Source organism: Nitrospirota bacterium (assembly GCA_030684575.1).
Classification (GTDB): Bacteria; Nitrospirota; Nitrospiria; order Nitrospirales; family Nitrospiraceae; genus Palsa-1315.
This window is the reverse complement of sequence record JAUXVD010000008.1, coordinates 348,582-368,142: the sequence shown is the minus strand read 5'-3', so window position 1 is coordinate 368,142 and position 19,561 is coordinate 348,582. Positions and strand designations below refer to the sequence as shown.

General features: G+C 57.6%; 16 protein-coding genes. 8 read left to right on the top strand and 8 right to left on the bottom strand.

Annotation, left to right across the window (positions count from 1 at the left end; genetic code table 11):
* Positions 1 to 359: 359 nt before the first annotated feature.
* Positions 360 to 908, bottom strand: coding sequence for a hypothetical protein (locus Q8N00_04890; protein MDP2382119.1), 549 nt, complete (start codon positions 906 to 908; stop codon positions 360 to 362).
* A 146-nt stretch (positions 909 to 1,054) separates the two neighbouring features.
* Positions 1,055 to 1,552 (bottom strand): hypothetical protein, encoded by a 498-nt coding sequence (locus Q8N00_04885; GenBank protein ID MDP2382118.1) that lies wholly within the window; start codon positions 1,550 to 1,552, stop codon positions 1,055 to 1,057.
* A gap of 248 nt (positions 1,553 to 1,800) precedes the next feature.
* On the opposite strand from Q8N00_04885, the gene Q8N00_04880 reads away from it, so the two are divergent.
* From Q8N00_04880 to Q8N00_04870, 3 genes are all read left to right on the top strand, one after another.
* Positions 1,801 to 2,745, top strand: a complete 945-nt coding sequence (locus tag Q8N00_04880; GenBank protein MDP2382117.1) for a glutathione S-transferase family protein — start codon at positions 1,801 to 1,803, stop codon at positions 2,743 to 2,745.
* Between the two features lie 427 nt (positions 2,746 to 3,172).
* Positions 3,173 to 3,658 carry a YbaK/EbsC family protein gene (locus Q8N00_04875; protein MDP2382116.1) on the top strand — a complete coding sequence of 162 codons (486 nt, stop codon included), beginning with the start codon at positions 3,173 to 3,175 and terminating at the stop codon, positions 3,656 to 3,658.
* Between the two features lie 394 nt (positions 3,659 to 4,052).
* Positions 4,053 to 5,066: a hypothetical protein gene (locus tag Q8N00_04870; GenBank protein ID MDP2382115.1), complete on the top strand. Its 1,014-nt coding sequence runs from the start codon at positions 4,053 to 4,055 to the stop codon at positions 5,064 to 5,066.
* Between the two features lie 83 nt (positions 5,067 to 5,149).
* On the opposite strand, the gene Q8N00_04865 is transcribed toward Q8N00_04870, so the two are convergent.
* Both Q8N00_04865 and Q8N00_04860 read right to left on the bottom strand, forming a co-directional pair.
* A complete protein-coding gene (locus Q8N00_04865; protein ID MDP2382114.1) occupies positions 5,150 to 5,728 on the bottom strand; it encodes a hypothetical protein in 579 nt (192 codons plus the stop codon).
* 59 nt (positions 5,729 to 5,787) lie between these two features.
* Positions 5,788 to 6,966, bottom strand: a complete 1,179-nt coding sequence (locus tag Q8N00_04860; GenBank protein MDP2382113.1) for a calcium:proton antiporter — start codon at positions 6,964 to 6,966, stop codon at positions 5,788 to 5,790.
* Positions 6,967 to 7,336: 370 nt separating this feature from the next.
* Between Q8N00_04860 and ylqF the strand changes: the two genes are divergently transcribed.
* The 4 genes from ylqF (at position 7,337) to Q8N00_04840 (ending at position 11,907) form a co-directional block, all read left to right on the top strand.
* A complete protein-coding gene (gene ylqF, locus Q8N00_04855) occupies positions 7,337 to 8,200 on the top strand; it encodes a ribosome biogenesis GTPase YlqF (GenBank protein MDP2382112.1) in 864 nt (287 codons plus the stop codon).
* Between the two features lie 246 nt (positions 8,201 to 8,446).
* On the top strand, positions 8,447 to 9,328 hold the full coding sequence (locus Q8N00_04850; protein ID MDP2382111.1) for an acyl-CoA desaturase: 882 nt from the start codon (positions 8,447 to 8,449) through the stop codon (positions 9,326 to 9,328).
* A 120-nt stretch (positions 9,329 to 9,448) separates the two neighbouring features.
* Positions 9,449 to 10,558, top strand: coding sequence for a cyclopropane fatty acyl phospholipid synthase (gene cfa / locus Q8N00_04845; GenBank protein MDP2382110.1), 1,110 nt, complete (start codon positions 9,449 to 9,451; stop codon positions 10,556 to 10,558).
* A complete protein-coding gene (locus Q8N00_04840) occupies positions 10,558 to 11,907 on the top strand; it encodes an FAD-binding oxidoreductase (GenBank protein ID MDP2382109.1) in 1,350 nt (449 codons plus the stop codon). The genes cfa and Q8N00_04840 overlap by 1 nt, the downstream gene beginning before the upstream one ends.
* Before the next feature lie 113 nt (positions 11,908 to 12,020).
* Here the strand turns inward: Q8N00_04840 and Q8N00_04835 are convergent, their stop codons facing one another.
* Together Q8N00_04835 and Q8N00_04830 are read right to left on the bottom strand one after the other, a co-directional pair.
* A complete protein-coding gene (locus tag Q8N00_04835) occupies positions 12,021 to 13,478 on the bottom strand; it encodes an RNB domain-containing ribonuclease (protein MDP2382108.1) in 1,458 nt (485 codons plus the stop codon).
* Positions 13,479 to 13,767: 289 nt separating this feature from the next.
* Positions 13,768 to 14,301 (bottom strand): ATP-binding protein, encoded by a 534-nt coding sequence (locus tag Q8N00_04830; protein MDP2382107.1) that lies wholly within the window; start codon positions 14,299 to 14,301, stop codon positions 13,768 to 13,770.
* Positions 14,302 to 14,512: 211 nt separating this feature from the next.
* Between Q8N00_04830 and Q8N00_04825 the strand changes: the two genes are divergently transcribed.
* Positions 14,513 to 14,863, top strand: a complete 351-nt coding sequence (locus Q8N00_04825; GenBank protein MDP2382106.1) for a hypothetical protein — start codon at positions 14,513 to 14,515, stop codon at positions 14,861 to 14,863.
* Positions 14,864 to 15,166: 303 nt separating this feature from the next.
* Here Q8N00_04825 and zwf read toward each other — a convergent pair whose 3' ends face one another.
* Together zwf and Q8N00_04815 are read right to left on the bottom strand one after the other, a co-directional pair.
* On the bottom strand, positions 15,167 to 16,630 hold the full coding sequence (gene zwf / locus Q8N00_04820) for a glucose-6-phosphate dehydrogenase (GenBank protein MDP2382105.1): 1,464 nt from the start codon (positions 16,628 to 16,630) through the stop codon (positions 15,167 to 15,169).
* Between the two features lie 120 nt (positions 16,631 to 16,750).
* Positions 16,751 to 19,447, bottom strand: coding sequence for a calcium-translocating P-type ATPase, PMCA-type (locus Q8N00_04815; protein MDP2382104.1), 2,697 nt, complete (start codon positions 19,445 to 19,447; stop codon positions 16,751 to 16,753).
* Positions 19,448 to 19,561: the final 114 nt, after the last annotated feature.

Below are 19,561 nucleotides of genomic sequence, written 5' to 3'. Positions count from 1 at the left end.
AGCGACGGCCTGTTCGACGGGAAAGAAAATCTCTGATCCCCACGACGAAGATCATGAAGGGGAAAAGCAGCAGTGCGACATACCAACCTGTCCATACAGCAGGATCATGCATGACGAATCCCTCCATACATCGGCTGTAGAGCAAGGCTCGTACCGATCAAAATCTTGCGCCGCAAGTTCTATATTCAGGGCAGAAGATTGAACGTACTCACAGGATATTGTGGTACGACGATCTGCGCACGAGAGAGATGGCAGAAGAAGTTGTGTCAACATTGACACAGGGACGTGGCATCCGCGAGACAATCATACTGCCGATGAGAAAGCCAACGCCGCAATACCAGACTGGCGACGCGATCTGCTCAGTCATACAAAGGAATCGTGCGAAGAAACTTCCGCATCTCCCAGAATGACGGGTGCGGGTCATTCAATTGAGGATGCTCCAAGTCGACCTGAACGCTATAGAGCGCCGGGTCACCCTCGTTCTTCACTTGGGTCACTTGATACCAACAGTCGTACTTGAGCCCCCAGCGATCCAGATATCGGAGCCGGACATAGCCATTATTGATAGGTTTGGCGCGAACCGGCGCGTCAGGGCCCAAGACGATCGAGGCTACATGTTTCTGATAGCGTGGCCCGCGAGGATAGACTTTCTTCACCGCGAAGCTGCCTTCCCACCCACCCATGTGCAGTAGACAATCGTACGCCAACCCTCCACCCACATTCTCGAGTTCCGGATAAATCGTGAGGACATTCCCTGAACTCATCGCCGACATGTTGGTGATCCGGAGATCCGGCTGCGCCGCACGGAACGCCTCCTGCGTGCGGGTCACAAACCCATACCAATAAAACGCAGCCGTAGCCCCGACAACGAAGAGAGCCACCAAGCCGAGCCACAACAACCAATCCATAGCAACGGGTTCTACCAGTGAGTAATCAAAGGCTGAAGCGAAAACGGAGAGAGGCTACGTTCTAGCGTGGCAAGAGTCAACCGGGAGAAGCAGGAAATGGTGATATTTCAGATTAAGTAACGCCTCACACTGCAACTCACACACAATTACTTCGCCCAAAGGTACCGCACCAACGCCATCCCAAACGCAAAAGAAAACCCATATGAGAATGAATCGAGACGAATTGGCTCCTGGTCACGATTGCGACGCCAGGATCCGATCTTTGCCATGATGAGCCCAGCGATGACCGGAGTCAGAAACAGGTTCACGAGTCGAAGCCACTGTGATTGGATGAAGTGACCATGGAAGAGCCAAAGACTGATGGCACCAAAAATTGCACCCCAAGCAAGGTAGCCGATAGTCGCTTGCCAGGGCATGAGTGGCTTCGGTCGACGAAACGTCTCTCGCATTCCATAGCCGATGATCTCAGCAATCATTTCACCGAAGGTTTGGAGTAATACTTCGCCAAGGACCTGAACAAGGGCCCAAATAGCTTCAAATAGTATTTCGCCGATGAATTCCAACGTAGCGCTTACACACAGTGGGAGGCGGCAAGGTTCTCTTCCTGGAATATATAATGTCTCCGCTTTCTCCGTCCAGTTCATCAGCCAACCACGTACGGGTGTGAGGAGATTTTGACTCTCCCAACTTTGCTCTTAAGGAGGTCGCCGGACTGTCCCTCACTGCGCGCGTCGAACGAGCACATTCTGATCGTGCGCGTTCCGCGAGCAGGAGGACGACCAGGCTACCCTTCCGTCTTTCCGAGGCCGCGCGTTGCGCGAGCACGATGGACTAACCAGAGCACCTCCCCATTCCCCATTATTATGGTACGGTAGAGGCAGTAGGAGTTCACATGACCATCAAGGCGCAATTTCCAGACGAGCAAAGCGGCGAAGGCGCCTTCGCCAGGCAGCCGGACATGTTCAAGAACTGGGTGACCGCGAACGGGAACTCCGGCTATCCAGCTGAGAAAGGCCGTTACCACCTCTATGTCTCCCTAGCCTGCCCCTGGGCCCATCGCACGATCATTGTGCGAAAACTCAAGAAGCTCGAAGACGCGATCGGCATGACGGTCGTGGACCCGATCCGCGACGAGCGGGGCTGGGCCTTCCGAGAAGGGACGGGCCATTCGCTCGATCCCATCAACGGATTCCAGTTCCTCAGCCAGGCCTATAAGGCCACCGATCCCGACTATCGGGGACGATTCACCGTCCCGGTCTTGTGGGATACCGTCACGAAACGCATCGTGACCAATTCCGATGACGACCTCATGCGTATGTTCAACGGCGAGTTCAACCGCTTCACCGAAAACACGATCGATCTCTATCAAGACGGCATCAGGAAAGAGATCGACGACCTCAACACCTTCATCTACGAAAACGTGAACGACGGGGTCTATCGCGCGGGATTCGCCACCTCGCAGCAGGCCTATGAGCGGGCCGTGCTGCGCCTCTTCGACGCCCTCGATCAACTCGAGGCCAGGCTGGTACGCCAACGCTATCTCTTCGGCTCACAGTTCCTCGAAACCGATTGGCGCTTATTCGTCACCCTCATACGCTTCGACGCCGTCTACCACGGCCATTTCAAGTGCAACATTCGGAGAATCATCGACTACCCGAACCTCTTCGGCTATCTCAAAGACCTCTATCAAACCGACGGCATCGCCGACACCGTGAACTTCGACCACATCAAGCGGCATTACTACGTCACCCACGACGACATCAATCCAACCCGTATCGTTCCTCTCGGTCCGGACCAGGATCTCACGACCCCCCATGGCCGCGAACGCCTCCGCTAATGGCGGGCTGTTCCTTTTGTTTCTCTGGTTCGTCTCGTTTATCTGGTTGAACCAAACAAACAAGATGAACCAGACAAACCCTCTTCACCTCACTTCGTCGTAGCATTTCAGGACAGTCCGCTATACACCATTGCCCTATTCTGCCACGGAACCAGTCTGCTGCCTCGAATGCCACTGTCTTAATCCTTCGCTAACCACGCAATGCATCACACATTTACCTGCGCCATTCTGCGTGAGGATGATGGCATTCCCCTTGCTCTATTCAATCATCAATAGGCTCAAACGCAGGATGCTCAAAAAGGCTGCCAGCAAGGCCGCAGCGAGTGAAAACCCGAGGCGTACCCGGAGGGTACGTTGAGGGTCTGAACGATGCGAGAACGACGCTGGCAGGCTTTTTCAGCATCCTGCCTACCCCATGGAGGTTGCCATGCCCGTCCTCAAACGACTCCAAACCTATCTCGACAGCCACAAAATCGCCTATACGGTACTCAGCCATGACAAGGCCTTCAGCGCCAGAAGGACGGCGGAGGTTCTCCATGTGCCAGGCGATCTGTTCGCCAAAGTGGTGGTGGTCAAAGCAGACCAACGATTTGTGACAGTGGTCATCCCCTCCACCTGGCGGGTGGATTTTAGGGGACTCGAAGAGGCGCTGGACAGCAAACATGTGAGGCTGGCAACGGAGCAGGAACTCGCAGAACTCTTTCCGGACTGCGAAGTAGGGACGATGCCTCCGTTCGGCAATCTCTACAACATGGCGGTCTACGTCGATCAGTTGCTCACCAAAGATGAACACATTTTCTTCGACGCCGGGACACATACGGGAGCCATGAAGCTTCGTTACCGCGACTTTGCCGAATTGGTTCACCCGACGGTGGCGCAGTTCCATCGAGAGCCTTCGACGTTGCAGTCCTAGGGCCGAAGAGAAGAGCATATCGCTGATGGCGGGGAACCAGAGCTGGAACTGTCGAAACCAATACTCGACTCTTCTTCCCGACAGACGATGCCTATCCGATGCTATAGGCTATCGGCTCGTAGTCGCGCTTTACGCTTCCAGACGCTCGCACATCTTTCGTCGCATTCCTTGCATGCCCGCCAGGTGCATGTTAGGGTGACAGGTGATCGTAGAAGACCTTCCGTGTTCGGAGGCTGCAGTCCTCCAACGAGACACGAAGTCTGACGCGATCTTTTTTTGTCCGCACGCAGCCGTCCATATCTGCTGAGCATTTCGTCGAAGGCCGACTCATCCCTCGCGTTCATGGCTAGCCCGACAGACTCGTGGGGACCTCACAACATCAAGAGGTGCATCCGTGTTTCATGAATTTTCGTCAACCGTTCGAGCACTCCTCCACGACGCCGCTGGGAGTCTCTATCACATCGTCATCGTCGCCTTGAGTGCGGGCATTGCGCTCTTGCTCCCGGCAGGCGCCAGGCATTTTCTTTCATTTTGGGCACGCGTCGAACAGGACAAACTCTCGCTCATCGCCGTGGAAATGACGCTGACGGTGCTGTTGATCATCGGTCTCAACTACCTCCGTCGCAGCATGCGGGATCGCGCCCTCGCACTAATGGCGACCGGAGCGGGCCTCGTCTCGTTCTTCCCGCGCCGCACGCGGGGAGCGCAACGGCATATCGCAACGCTCCGGGAAGAGCAGGGCACAGGCCGAACCATCTCCGTCATCGGGTCGAGCGGCCACAGCACCTTTGGGGACCAAGTGGGAAGCCTGTCCTCGGTCCTGGACAAATGCCTGGGGGCGAGAATCATGCTGGTGAATCCCTACAGCCAGGACGCGAGTACCCGCATCCAAGCGATCGACCATCCTGAGTTCACGCTGGAACAATTCCGGGCAGAAGTCCGGCAGAGTATCCTGCTACTCAAACGGCTGAAGGCCATGGGAAAGACCGTCAAGCTGAAGCTCTACTCGGATTCTCCGCTGATGAAATTGGTCATCCTAGGAGACTACCTCTGGCTCCAGCATTACCATGCCGACTTGGATGTGAAGACTATGCCGGAATACGTCCTGCGGCATAACAACAAGGAGCACGGTCTCTATACCCTCTACGCCCATTACTTCATGCAGCGCTGGGGGAACGTCGAGATTCCGGAATATGATCTGGAAACGGACGAGCTGATCTATCGCAATAAGACCGGCAGCGAGATTCGAAGAGAGCGGTTCGAACTGGAACCGGCGCCAGAAGAGGTCGGAGCCCTGATGGGACCCTTCGAGCTCGCCACCAAACCGGCCCACATCGAATTGAACCGATCGGGCCGACCAAAAACCGACGGAATGGCGATCGGACTTCTCCCGAGCCTGAGCGACTAGCAGACTATCGATAGACTTGCCTGAAAAAGATAACCTGGCCAGAATCTTCTGCGTGGTGCTGGGATCAGAATCACCGCAGGATGCTAAAAAAGCGGATGGTGAGGGCTAGACGCGAAAGGCGCTGTGCTTGGCGCAGCGCCCGCGTTCCCCAGAAAACGCCAGGCCCCGTCCTCATGAACCAGATAGTGGACTTCGCGAAACCAACTATCCAACGTGATCCGCGTGCCGCCCTCGGCCTCCGTCCCGTACAGGCCGCCGGTGCAGGTGATTTCCGCACGCACCTGAAGCCCTGACCGGAACAGTTTCACCTCCGAAAAGAGATGGGTCGACGACAGGTCACGGTAATGATCGAAGACTTCGCCCCAGATCCGGCGTACATCCGCCGATTTCAAGCCATGGTAGTTGTAGCCCTTGGCGTAGAATTGCAGCAGCGGCGCCAGATCCTCTTTCTGCACGGCGGCTTCGGCACGACCGAACGCCGCCAGAATCTCTTTCACGGTGGGATCTGAGACGACGGATGCATGATCGTGGACAACCCGGCCATCGACCGTGAGTGACACGTCCGGAAGCATCTGCACCACCGCATGGCTCTCCGGCGCGAGCGCCAGCCAGATGACCGCCAAGACGGTGAGACTCCGACGGCGTACCCTGTGCCTGCTCATGACATGAACTCCCAGAAAAAAGTGTCACTCCCGCCGAGTGAAAAAGCAGATCCTCGCCGTTACCCCTCGAAGATGAGCATAAGATAGGCTAAAAACAGCAGCAAGTGCACGGCCCCGAGCAAGACATTCGTTCGTGAGCTGCCGAAGGTCAAGGTGCTGAGCCCCAAGGTCAGCAGCAATAGGGTCATATCGACGGGACCAAGGCCAAGAATGACCGTCTTGCCCGTGAAGACCCCTATGGTCAGAACGGCCGGAATGGTGAGACTGATCGTCGCCAGCACGGATCCCAACAACACATTGACGGACCGCTGTAGCTGGTTCGCCAGCGCTGCGCGCGCCGCGCCGAGCGACTCCGGAGCCAGAATCAGCACGGCGACCAAAAATCCGCCCAATGCCGACGGCGCGCCCCACCTATGAATGGCGAAATTGATCGGCACCGCCATCTGCTTGCTCAACACGACAAGCGGAGCGAGAAACAGCAGCAAGAAGAGGGCATGATACCCGACAGAGCAATGTTCAAAATTTTCACCCTGCCCGTGAGGCGGTCCCGCGGCGGCATCTTCCGACTCAGGAGACACGAAATAGTTACGATGGCGTAAATTCTGGATCGCCAGAAACACACCGTACAACCCGATTGACATGACGATGAGAAACACGGCTTGAAACGGCGAGAGGGTGGGACCGGGAGACGACGTCGTAAAGTTCGGCAGGATGAGACCAAGCACGGCCAACGGCACAATGACCGCCAGAAACGCGTTGGCGCCTTGAAGATTGTAGGTCTGTTCGTGGTACCGCAAGCCGCCCAGCAGGAGCGACAAGCCGACCATGCCGTTCAATACGATCATCACCACGGCAAACATGGCATCGCGGGCCAAGAACGAACCGCCTTCAGCGGTATACATCACTGCCGCAATCATCATGACTTCGATGCCGGTCACGGACAGCGTGAGAACGAGCGTCCCGATGGGCTCACCGAGCTTGACGGCCAGAACCTCCGCATGGCGAACGACCGAGAACGCCGAGAGCAGGACGATGCCGAATAACCACAGCAGGACGACTGCAAACCAAATAGGGTTGGACAGGTCGGCCAGCCACTCTTGACCGAAGGCGAGAAACGCCGCCGCCGTCGCGATGCTGCTCAGAAGCGGCCATTCCCGCTGAGCCACACTCAGAATGCTCAGGCGCGATCCGTTGTGCGGAGGAAATGCAGCAACCAGCTGCGGGTGCGAGGTCTTCATCTAGAGGATTCCAATCAGAGTCTGCATCGGTATGGTGAGCACGGACACAACACGGCGCTGAAGCAACATCCCCTGCGCGCCATTGGCATGCCTGGGCCTATCAGAACCGGATGTAGGCTACTGACTTGCCGGAGTCCTGTCAACGAAGCCGCCGCCTCGATTACGGAACGTACCAGTGCTTCGCCGGACGGGTCGATCAGCAAAAACGGGGATAGCAGGAAAATCATGTTGAACAGATGACCTGCCCTTTTGCGACCTTTCAATGGGGAGCGAATTACTACTAAGATATGGATAGATGAAGCGATGACCACACCGATCACGGCCCCACAGCCTGGCAGATCACTCTTTTTCCCAGAAAGCCTTTTCCCCCATGTCCATCCAATGGTTCCCCGGTCACATGAATGCCGCGCGCAAAGAAGCGGCCAAGACGATGGAGGTGATCGATGTCATCGTCGAGGTGCTGGATGCACGCATACCTGACGCCAGCATCAACCCGCTGATCGAAGAACTGCGCCTGGTCCGCCAGCGTCCCAGCCTGAAAGTCCTCAACAAAGCCGACCTTGCCGATCCCGCCGTCACACAGGCTTGGCTCAATCTGTATAACCGGCAACCGGGCGTCAGCGCCGTGGCCCTCTCATGCCATCATGCGGGCGATGCCGCCAAGATCCCCCAGCTCTGTCAGCCACTCGCCCCCCATCGAAACAGCAGCGTCAAGCCGCTGCGCATGCTGATTATGGGAATCCCCAACGTCGGAAAATCGACCCTGATGAATATGCTCCTCAAACGCCGTATCGCTCGTGTGGGCGACGAACCGGCGGTGACCAAGGTTCAACAGCGTCACAAACTGAACGACCATATGGCCATCACCGACTCACCGGGTTTGTTGTGGGGAACGATCAAAGACCCGAACGTCGGCCTGCTGCTCGCGACGGTCAACGCCGTGGGCCACACGGTCGTCGATGACGAAGCCGTCGCAGAATTTCTCGCGACCATCCTCCTGGCGCGCTATCCGGCCAGGCTGACGGCTCGCTACGGCTTTGCGATAGAGGGACTGACGAGTTCGGACGTCATCGATGCCATCGCCAAAAAACGCGGCTGCCTGCTGACCAGGAGCGGCGGCGGGCTGGACCGTGACAAGGCAGCGAGGATTCTCCTATTGGACTACCGCAACGGCACATTGGGACGTACCAGTCTGGAGACGCCTGACTCGTCGCTGGACGCGCCACTCCAATAACAGCTGTGCGGCCTGAAAACCGGCTCATTGCCTCCGGTCTCTATCGCTCTCGTCAATTTCGTTAAACCAGATCGCCTCTTTCGGCCAGATCCCCTGCGCTACATACCGCAAAACAACGCGTCAACTATTTTCTCATTGTAAGACGTTTTTTTGCTTCCTAGGCCGATGCCAATCGCGTAGAATAGCCCCGTTTCTTGCAAACCCCTATTGAGTTCGAGGATAAAGATCACACGATGAGCATCCTGCATGAATAGACTGTCGTGCAACTCCGTCGGTTCCCTCGATCAGGAAGCGACCGCGAAACAGCTCCAATGGAAGGGCGCAATCCCCTTCCTAACCATCCACCTGATGTGCCTATGGGTCATTCAGACCGGAATCAGCGTGGAGTGGGTGGCGCTGGCCCTGGGGAGCTATTACCTGAGAATGGTCGCCATCACGGCCGGTTATCACCGCTATTTCTCGCACCGCTCGTACAAGACCAGCCGGGTCTTCCAGTTTCTCCTGGCCTTTTTCGCCATGACGTCCGCGCAGAAAGGCGTGCTCTGGTGGGCCTCACACCATCGGCACCACCACAAGCACTCAGACCGGGAAGAAGATCGTCATTCCCCGTTACAACGAGGGTTCTGGTATTCCCATCTCGGATGGCTGCTGTCAAACGAATATGTCGAGACCGACTTTACGGTCGTGAGGGACCTGGCAAAATATCCTGAGCTGCGATTCCTCAACCGCTTTCACGTCATTCCACCCTTGCTGTACGCGATAGCGATGTTTGCACTGTGGGGGGTCCCTGGACTGGTCTGGGGATTCTTCGTGTCCACCACCGTCCTCTATCATTGCACATTCTTCATCAATTCCCTGACGCACATCGTCGGTCGGGTTCGATACAACTCTCGCGATGGGAGCAAAAACAGTTTCATCCTGGCGGTGCTCTGCTGTGGGGAAGGCTGGCACAATAACCACCATTACTACCAATCGTCGGTCAATCAGGGCTGGTTGTGGTGGGAAGTGGACTTCTCCTATTACGTCTTGACGGTCCTCTCCTGGTTCGGGATCGTCTGGGACCTGCGAACGCCGCCGGCCCACATCAAAGCCGCCATCCTCGCGACAGAACATACCTCTATCTTGTAGCAAAACTCCTCGTGGCGACAACACATGTGGTGTCGTCCTTCATTGGAGCTCATACTACGCTCGAGCCGCGATCTGCCAGAATCAACCCACTTGCCTGGCGGGGAAAAGAGGGTTCGCTCTATGAATCCACAGCACGTCGTTCAAGAATTGCTCGAGAAGGCCCAGGTGCAGGTGAATGGATCTCAACCGGGGGATATCCAAGTACACCATGATCGGTTCTACGATCGCATCCTGACCGAAGGCTCTCTGGGACTCGGCGAGTCCTACATGGATGGCTGGTGGGATGCCGATCCGCTCGATGAATTTTTCTTCAAATTCCATCTCGCCGACCTCGACAAGGCCGTCCGCGATAAGCGCCTCATCCTGAACGCCCTCAAAGCTCGTCTGTTCAACATGCAGAATCAGCGGCGCTCAACCAGAGTGGCGCAACAGCACTATGATCTCAGCAACGAGTTCTATGGACAGATGCTTGGCCCCCACATGCAATATACCTGTGCCTACTGGAAAGGGACGAAGAGCCTGGCGGAGGCACAGGAGCACAAGCTAGATCTCATATGCCGGAAGCTGCAGCTCAAGAAAGGTGAACGTGTGTTAGAGCTGGGGTGCGGCTGGGGAGGCTTCGCCCATTTCGCGGCCTCCAACTATGGGTGCTCGGTCGTCGCCTATAACATTTCCGAGCAGCAAGTCGCCTACGCGCGGCGCTGGTGTGCCGGATTGCCCGTCGACATCAGACTCATGGACTACCGTGAAGCGACAGGGGAGTTCGACAAGGTCGCCGCCATCGGGATCTGCGAACATGTGGGATATAAAAATTACCGCGCCCTCATGGAAGTGGCCCATAGGAGCGTCAAACCACATGGTCTGTTTTTGCTCCACAGCATCGGGAACAATGCCTCCGTCACCACCGGCGATCCCTGGTTCGACAAATACATCTTCCCGGGCGGCATGCTCCCCTCCGTCGCGCAGCTGAGCGCGGCGATGGACGGACTCTTCATCATGGAGGACTGGCATAATTTCGGAACGGACTATGACCGCACCCTCCTGGCATGGCAGAGCAATGTCAACGAGCATTGGAGGCATTGGCAATCCACCTTCGATGAGCGCTTCTCCCGCATGTGGCGCTACTATCTGCTCTCCCTCGCGGGGGCCTTCCGCGCCAGAACCATCCACCTCTGGCAAATTGTCATGTCGAAGCGCGGACTGCTAGGCGGCTATGAAACCGTGCGGTAATGGCCATGATCTCGCATGAAGACCATGCCCGCAAACGGGAGTCGTTGATCAAGACCCTTCTTGCGTCGAACAGGACCGGATCCCTCGCCCTCGAAAAATCCACATCAAATCTGTTCCGGCAGCGTACCGCCGAGCCGCGGCACAGACTGGATCTGCGCCACTTCAATCGCGTCATCCACGTTGACGAGAAAGAACGCTACGCAGAAGTCGAAGGCCTGACGACCTACGAGGACCTCGTCCGTGAAACGCTGCCGTTCCAGCTCATGCCCGCCGTCGTCCCCCAACTGAAATCGATTACCATCGGCGGAGCGATGGCCGGAATCGGCATCGAATCCTCCTCGTTCAAGTATGGGTTTGTCCACGAAACGATCCTGGGAATTGACGTCCTCCTGCCAGATGGAACGATCGCGGTGGCCACCAACGATAATGAGCACAGGGATTTGTTCTTCGGCTTTGCCAACTCCTATGGCACGCTGGGCTATGCGCTCAAAGTAAAAATGGCACTCGTGCCTGTCAGAAGATTCGTCAAACTCCAGCACGAGCGCTACTCGGACCTCGACCTCTATTTCCAGGCGCTAGGGAAGGTTTGCCAGGACCGGCAGGTAGATTTCATCGACGGCACGCTGTTCGATGAGCAAGAGCTGTATCTCACGACCGGTACGTTCGTCGACCAGGCCGAGTGGCTCAGCGATTACACCGATCGGCACATCTACTATCGATCGATCCCGTGCAACACAATCGACTACCTCACGACGTACGACTATCTCTGGCGCTGGGACACCGATTGGTTCTGGTGTTCAAAACATTTCCTCGCACAGCATCCGCTCGTGCGCTGGTTATGGGGAAAGAAGCATCTGAACTCCACGACCTATTGGAGGCTGCGCAAGAGATTCAATCATTCACGCATCGCACAGCTGGTCGCCAGAATGCTAGGCGGGCGGCAAGAAGCCGTGATTCAGGACGTGGAGATCCCGATCGAGCATGCAGCGGCCTTCGCACGCTTCTTCAATCAGGAGATCGGGATCAAACCGGTGTGGGTCTGTCCAGTCGCAACGTACAATCCGGAAGTCTCCTATCCGTTGTACCCAATGAATCCTCAAACCCTATACGTCAACTTCGGGTTCTGGGACGCAGTCAGAAGCGATCACGAGGAGGGCTATTTCAATAAGAAAATAGAAGCGAAGGTTCAGGAGCTGGGAGGCAAAAAGTCTCTGTACTCGAATTCATTCTATTCGCGCGAAGCATTCTGGCAGTTGTACGACGAACCGACCTACCGCCAACTCAAGGCTCGCTACGATCCAACCGGCAACCTGAAGGATCTCTACGAAAAATGCGTCCTCACAGAGTGACGCGTCGAACCCCTCGAATTGATGCCTCCTGGTTCGCCCGTTCTCGCTTCATGAATGGGGGCTGATCGATCTTCCACTGCGCGAACACAGTCGACCATCAGGCTCCATCACATTCAAACCCTGACGAAGTCGATATAACCCCGTTCGACGTCCGTGCTGATGAGTTCCACCCGTAGCCTGTCACCGACGTCGAGCCCTCTCGTACCCTTCACCACTCGCCCTTCGACCGGCGGATCGAACACCCTGGCCCACGTGCCTCGGTCTGAGGCGCCCGTCACAATGGCGTCGAAGCGCTGCCCGATGCGCGATTCAAGCAAGAGGGCGGCTGCGGATTTGCGGAGCCGACGCTCAACTTTTTCTGCATCGACTTCTTTCTCGGTGCAGTGTTCGGCCAGATACTTCAATTCTTCTGGCTTATAGGGCGTTGCAATTCCGGCCAGCGACGCTTTGACCAGCCGCTGGGTGATGAGATCGGGAAATCGCCGATTGGGGGCCGTGGAATGAGTGTAGCCCTGCACCGCCAGCCCGAAATGTTCCGCAGATCCCTCCCTCGACTGGTCCAGCACATATTCGCCCCTGCCGATCAACTTCACGATGGTCAGGGACAGGTCGGGAAAGGTGAGGGGGTCAATATGCTGCCGCTTCACGAGGAACTCTTCGAGCGCATGCGCGTCCGCCTCTGATGGTAACTGCTCGTCCAAGCGTGCGGCCACATCTCGAATCCGCTGCCAGCGTTCAGGAGAGCGGAGGATGCGGCTGAAGGACGGGATGCCCTTTCCCTTGAGGTAGGACACCGTCGCCTGATTCGCGGCAATCATAAAGTCTTCGATCAGTTCCTTGGCGCGATTCTTCTGCTCGACCTGGAGATCGGTCAGCACCTCACCATCGAACAGAGGGCGGGGCTCAATCGTTTCAAGACTCAGGGCTCCCTGCTCATGTCGCCGCGCCTTGAGCCGCTGCGCGACCTGATCCTGGAGCCGAAGTTGCGCATCGAGACCGGAAACAGCCGTGACCCGCTCAGGCGCCGGCGCCTCCCCCGCGAGCCAGGCTGCGACGCTGTTATAGGCCAGCTTCGCCTGGTTGCGGACCAGGGCTCGAAAAATTGTCGACCTGAGAACCGCCCCACCCTCTGTCACCACCATCTCCACGACGACGGCAAGTCGGTCCTGCCCTTCGCCGAGCGAGGTGAGATCAGTCGACAACTTTTCCGGCAGCATGGGGAACATGTCGCCGGCTGTATAGACTGAGGTCGTATTGTGTTTGGCATGACCGTCCAGGGCGGAGTCCTTCTTGACCAGCGCATCCACGTCGGCAATCGCAACCAGGATCTTCACAGACTGATCCGGACACGGCTCGGCTACGGTCAGTTGGTCGAGATCCCGGGAGTCGTCGTTGTCAATCGAGGCCCAGAGCAGCCCCGTTAAGTCACGCAGATTCTCAAGCGGCTCAGTGGCGGCAGCCTGTATGCCCGCAAGCTCGCTGATCGCCGCAGCAGAAAAATCAGGCAAGAGGTCTCGCTCGATCATGGCGCGGCGGGCAATACTCCTGAGATCTGTCCGATGTTTTTTCATGTGTTTATTCCATCAATCTGGGATAACACCCGATGGGACCTTAGCTAGGAAAGAATTGGCTGGAAACCGTGACGCAAGACGGATGGTTGGCTTCTCCCCCTCCCCTCCAAACTCGCTCGTCATCTCTTCAGGGATGGGGGCTGATTGATCTTCCACTGCGCGCGTGATCCCGACTCACTCATTTCATTTTTAAGGGCAGCCTGGTCGATCCTCGATTGCGCGCGTCCAACGAGCACATTCTGATCGTGCGCGTTCCGCGAGCAGGAGGACGACCAGGCTGCCCTTCCCCCTACTTCTTCTTTTTTGTCCCCTCTGCCTTCGTCGTGGCCACCATGACGACCACCGGAGTCTGAGGTGAGAACGCCTCCTCGATGCGCTTCTTTCCATTGCTGGTGAGAATCACGATTCCGGTGTGGTTCTCGATACGCAGGAGGAGATGGGCTGTCTCCGCGCTCGCATATCGGTCATGGGCATCTTTGACCGTGGTGCGTGCCCCAAACAGCGCGTCCGCCTCATCGAAAAAGAGGATCGAGCCACTCGCGGCGGCTTTATCAAAAACATTGTTCAGATTCTTCTCAGTCTCGCCGATATACTTGCTCACCACCGCCGACAGATCCACCCGGAACAAATCGACCTTGAGGGTTTCGGCCAAAGTCTCGGCTGCCTTCCTCCGGCGGAGCGGCGTGGAGCCGGACAAAATCAGAACCGCAGAAGATGCCGCCTTGGACTTCTTCGCCCGTCGAACCGGCGTGGCCTTCTTCTTTCCCACTGCCTTCTTCACTGCGGTCTTCGGTTTCTTCTTTCGTATGATCTTGGCTGCCATTTTTTTCATGCTCCTCTTCGTACATTACACCGAGTGGTGACTCTGGTCTGTTGAGTTTGTCTCGTGTATTAAATTGGACCGGATAAAACCAGATGAGCCTGACAAACCGCCCACGAACCCTCCTGAGTATCCGGCGACGGCTTGCGGATCATATCTGCAATTGATCACAATGGCTAGCGGCTTCCCCTGCACATCGGAAAGACCTAGCAGGATGACGACCACGAAACTGATTGAACGGGAACTTGCGGCGGCCGAGGCTGCACAACGGGACAGCAACGACGGAAAAGCGCGCGTCTGCGCCAGACGTGCCGTAGCCCTCGCCACCGACGCCTGGCTCGCCCGACTTCCTCGTCCACAATGGCGCGGGGATGCGATGGCACATCTCCGCCATATTCAGCAGGACGAATCCTTCCCGCTTCCCATTCGCCAGGCAGCCGAACGGCTCAGCACCTCCGTAACCCGTCAACACCAAGCCCCCTTCACGGCAGACCCCATCGCCGACGCCAGACTCATCATCGCTCACCTCAGCAACACCTCAGAGAACGCGGCCCAGGAACCGTAACACGTGAGGGGTGAAGCGATCGTTAACTGAGGAACTGCGGCCGTCGAGCGAGGCCTGCCTATTTCCCCCAAACATTCCCTAAAGGAAGCAGCCAGACTGTTGTTCCCTGCGCGCGTCGAACGATACCCATGTTCCCTCCAAGCTTGCTCGCTTCTCTCTAGGGATGGGGGCTGACTGATCTTCCACTGCGCGCGTCCAACGAGGGCCTTCTGAGGCCGCGCGTTGCGCGAGCACAGAAGATCATCAGGCTCCATCCCCTCCGCTGTTCTGCGAGCAAGGAGGGCACCCGGCCACTCCCTTCCCCTACCAACCCAACGCCCACCGATGCCCATTCTTCTCCAACAGCGCATCCGCTTCCTTCGGGCCCCAGCTACCGGCGCTATAGAAGTAGACGGATTTTTCGCCGGTCAACAGCGGGTCATACAGACGCCAAGCCGTCTCGGTGAAGTCCGCGCTGACAAAGAGGGTTTGATCGCCGATCATCACGTCGCGGAGCAGCGTCTCGTAGGCTTCAGGAAGCTCGCCAAACGCCTGCTCATAGTCGAACTGCAACGCATGCTCGCTCAATTGGAACGGCCTCCCGGGACTCTTCACGGAAAAACAGAGCGAGAACCCTTCACTGGGTTGGAGCGTGATCAGTAGCTTGTTGGATGGAATACTGACAGGATCGAGGGAGCGAAACATTTGGGTAGGGGCCTCACGAAAGGTCACCGCGATCTGGGTCATTTTGCGCGGGAAACGTTTGCCCGTCCTCAGATAGAAGGGCACGCCCTTCCAGCGCCAATTGTGAATCTCCGCTTTCAGCGCAACATAGGTCTCCGTGGTCGAATCCTTCGGCACATCACGTTCTTCGCGATAGCCAGGAATCGTCTGATCGGCGACCTGCCAGGACGTGTATTGGCCAAAGACGACATCCTGCTGCGTGATGGGCGCAATGGAATGGAGGACTTTCAATTTTTCACTCTGGATGGCAGGGGCATCGAAGGAGCCCGGCACTTCCATCGCGACGACGGTCAGGAGTTGGGTCAGATGATTCTGCACCATGTCGCGGAGCGCCCCGGCCTGCTGGTAGTAGGCCCCGCGATGTTCGACGCCGAGATCTTCGGCCACGGTAATCTGCACGTTCTCAATCATGTCGCGCTTCCAGAGCGATTCAAATATCGGGTTCGCGAAGCGGAACGCCAGAAGATTCTGCACCGTCTCTTTACCGAGGTAATGATCGATGCGGTAGATCTGGGATTCCTCGATATATTGATGCAGGGTCGTATTCAGACGCCGCGCTGATTGGAAGTCGTGGCCAAACGGCTTTTCGAACACGACGCGGACCCACCCGTGGCTCTTGAGCAGTCCCGCCTGATCCAGCCGTTCCATCGCCATGGGTACGGCGTCCGGTGGCAACGCCAGATAGAAGACCCGGTTCTCCGGCATCTTATGCGTGAGTTCCAACCGGCGGATGTACCGGGCCAAGGCCTCATAATCCTCCGTTCCCCCCTCATGCAAGGTCTGGTAATGCAGACATTCCTCGCACCAGAGGCGCAACTCCGTTTCATTGCGCCAACCGGCATGCTGCAGACCTTCGAACGCCCAGAGCCGAAACCCCTCTTCGCCCAGCTCCGGCAAGGCGGCGCCGACGATCAGCGTGTTGCGAGTCTCCAGGACTCCCTGGTCCCGCAAGTAATACAGGGCTGGCAGGAGCTTCCGGCGCGTCAGATCGCCCGTCGCACCGATGATGATAAAGACATGGGGCTCAACCTGATGTTTCGGCATCGACAACATTCTCCATGTACAGGGTCATGTTACAGGATTTGAGGAAAGACTCCTATTTGACCGGGGTCAGACTGCTGCAGGGGGGGACCTGTGACAGACCACGGCGCCGCACGATTCCGATCACACAGGTGGCGGCTCCGCATTCTTCGCGTTCCAGCGCAACCAACCTTGCCGGATACACCACTTCTCAATCTCCACCGTGATGAATACGATCGACGAGAGCGCCAGACACAACAGCAGTTCGTCGAGATCAAGCGGCTCGGTCTTGAAGATCGGATTCAACGCCGGGATATAGATCGTGCACATCTGCAACACAAAGGTGAGAAGTACCGCGCCTAACAAGGGAAGGTTCGTCAACGGCCCCAGAGTAAAGAAGGACTCGCGCTCGGACCGGAGCGCGAGCACGTTACCCATCTGCGACAACGCCAGAACGGTGAAGACCATCGTTTGCCAATGGGCATGTCCCGTGCGGTAGGCCCAGGCCTGGGTGACGAGCGTCACGCCTCCCATGAGCAGGCCGATCCAGAGAATACCCTGCCACATGCCGCCTGCGAAGATGCTCTCGCCCGGCGGTCTGGGCGGTCGTTCCATGAGGCCCTTTTCTTCCGGCTCAACCGCCAGTGCCAGCCCCGGCAACCCATCGGTGACGAGGTTGATCCACAAAATGTGAATCGGCAACAAGGGAATCGGCAATCCCAGGAAGGGCGCCAAAAAGATCGTCCAGACCTCCGCGGTATTACACGACAGCGCGTACTTGATGAACTTACGGATATTATCGAAGATCCGCCGCCCTTCCTTCACCGCCGTCACGATCGTGGCAAAATTGTCATCCAGCAGGATCATATGCGCCGCTTCGCGCGCCACATCCGTCCCGGCCAGCCCCATTGCGATGCCAATGTCGGCGCGCTGAAGCGCCGGGGCATCGTTCACGCCATCGCCGGTCATCGCGACGAATTCGCCTTGATCTTGTAGGCCCTTCACGATCGTAATCTTCTGCTCCGGCGATACACGCGCATAGACCCTGATCCCCTCCACCTTCGCCTCGTATTCATCCCGCGGCAACTTCGCCAGTTCCTGCCCGGTCATCACCGCTCCGCCGTCCTCGATAATGCCGAGGCGCAGGGCAATGGCGCGGGCCGTCGCAGGATGATCGCCGGTAATCATCACCGGCGTGATGCCTGCCGATTTACAGAGGGACACCGCCTCCCTCGCTTCTTCCCTCGGCGGATCCATCAAGCCGACCAGACCGAGAAACGTCAGCCCGCGCTCGATGCAGTCAGGGGTCAGTTCCGCCGGGAGATCCGGCCAGGTCCGATAGGCCAGGGCCAAGACGCGCAACCCGCTCGCCGCCATCCGGTCGGCTTGCTCTAACAGCGCCGCCGAATCGAGTGAGGTTCTGGCATCGCCGGTTAACTGCCCATCGCACAGGGCCACAACCTGCTCAGGCGCCCCCTTGGTGAAGGCCACGACCTCCGAACCCTCCCGGTGCAGGGTCGTCATACATTTGCGATCTGAATCGAACGGTAATTCCGCCACCCGAGGCGCCTGCTCCAGCCATTCAGCCTTCCCGTATCCCCTCTCTTCTGCCCCCTGAAAGAGCGCGACTTCCGTCGGATCGCCGATCATGTGGCCATCCTCGTGCCTGATCGCGTCGTTGCTAAGCGCCATGGCCTTCATCAATCGACGCCACGACTCCTCCTCGCTCGTGGATCCATTCTCCAGTTGGCCGTTCACAATGAGTTGCTCCACTCGCATCTTGTTCTGTGTGAGCGTGCCCGTCTTGTCCGAACAGATGTAGGTGACAGACCCCAGCGTCTCCACCGCCGGCAATCGGCGGATCAGCGCCCGTTTCTTCACCATCCGGCGAGCCCCTAAGGCCAGAGACACGGTTACCACGGCAGGGAGCGCTTCGGGGATCGCCGCGACGGCCAGACTCACCGCCGTCAAAAACATCAACACAACCGATTCACCACGCAATACACCGATGGCAAACACAATGGCGCAAATCGCCAATGCCGCTAGAGCCAGCCGCCGCCCGAACAGCGCGAGCCGCTTTTGGAGCGGCGTCTTCACGGCCTCTTCATTCCCCAGCATTGCAGCGATTCTGCCCAATTCAGTCTGCATGCCGGTTGCAACCACCAGACCGCTGCCGCGACCATAGGTCACGCTGGTTCCCTTGTACGCGAGGTTCACCCGGTCGCCGAGCGGTGCCTCAGGCTCGTGCAACGGGTCCGTGCGCTTCTCAACCGGGACCGACTCACCGGTCAGCGGTGACTCATCCACTTTCAGCTGAACGCTGTCGATCAGACGTAGATCCGCCGGTATCGTATTACCGGCCTCCAGCAGCACGACATCGCCAGGCACCAGCTGCAGAGCGGAGAGCTCTGTCGTACGGCCACCACGCCGGACCCGCGCCGTGGAGGCTGCGAGCAATTTCAGGGCAGCGACGGCTCGCTCAGCCCGATACTCCTGGACAAAGCCGATCACCCCGTTGAGCAGGACGATCACGACGATGGCAATCGCATCGGGCGGTTCGCCGACGATCCCGGAAACGATCGCCGCCCCGATCAAGACAAGGATCATGAAGTCGGTGAATTGATCGAGGAACATGCGCCAGAGCGGGCGTGGGGGTCGTTCACGGATTTCATTCAGACCGTAGCGAACGATCCGCCGCGAGACTTCCTCTCCGCTTAAGCCCGCCTGTGGATCAACCGTCAGCCGTTGCGCCACATCCGACAGGGGCAGCACATGCCACGCCGGCGCGTCAGGATGAAACGGCTTCGAAGGAATGGGAGGGAAACTTGAGATCATTGCCATAGTGAAACCAGCCGCAACACCATGACGGTGCTCGTCACGGTTGCGGGGCAACTCTATCACGACTCTCGTCTGAGCGGAGCACTCCGCGAAAAGCCGTTCGCATGTATACATATT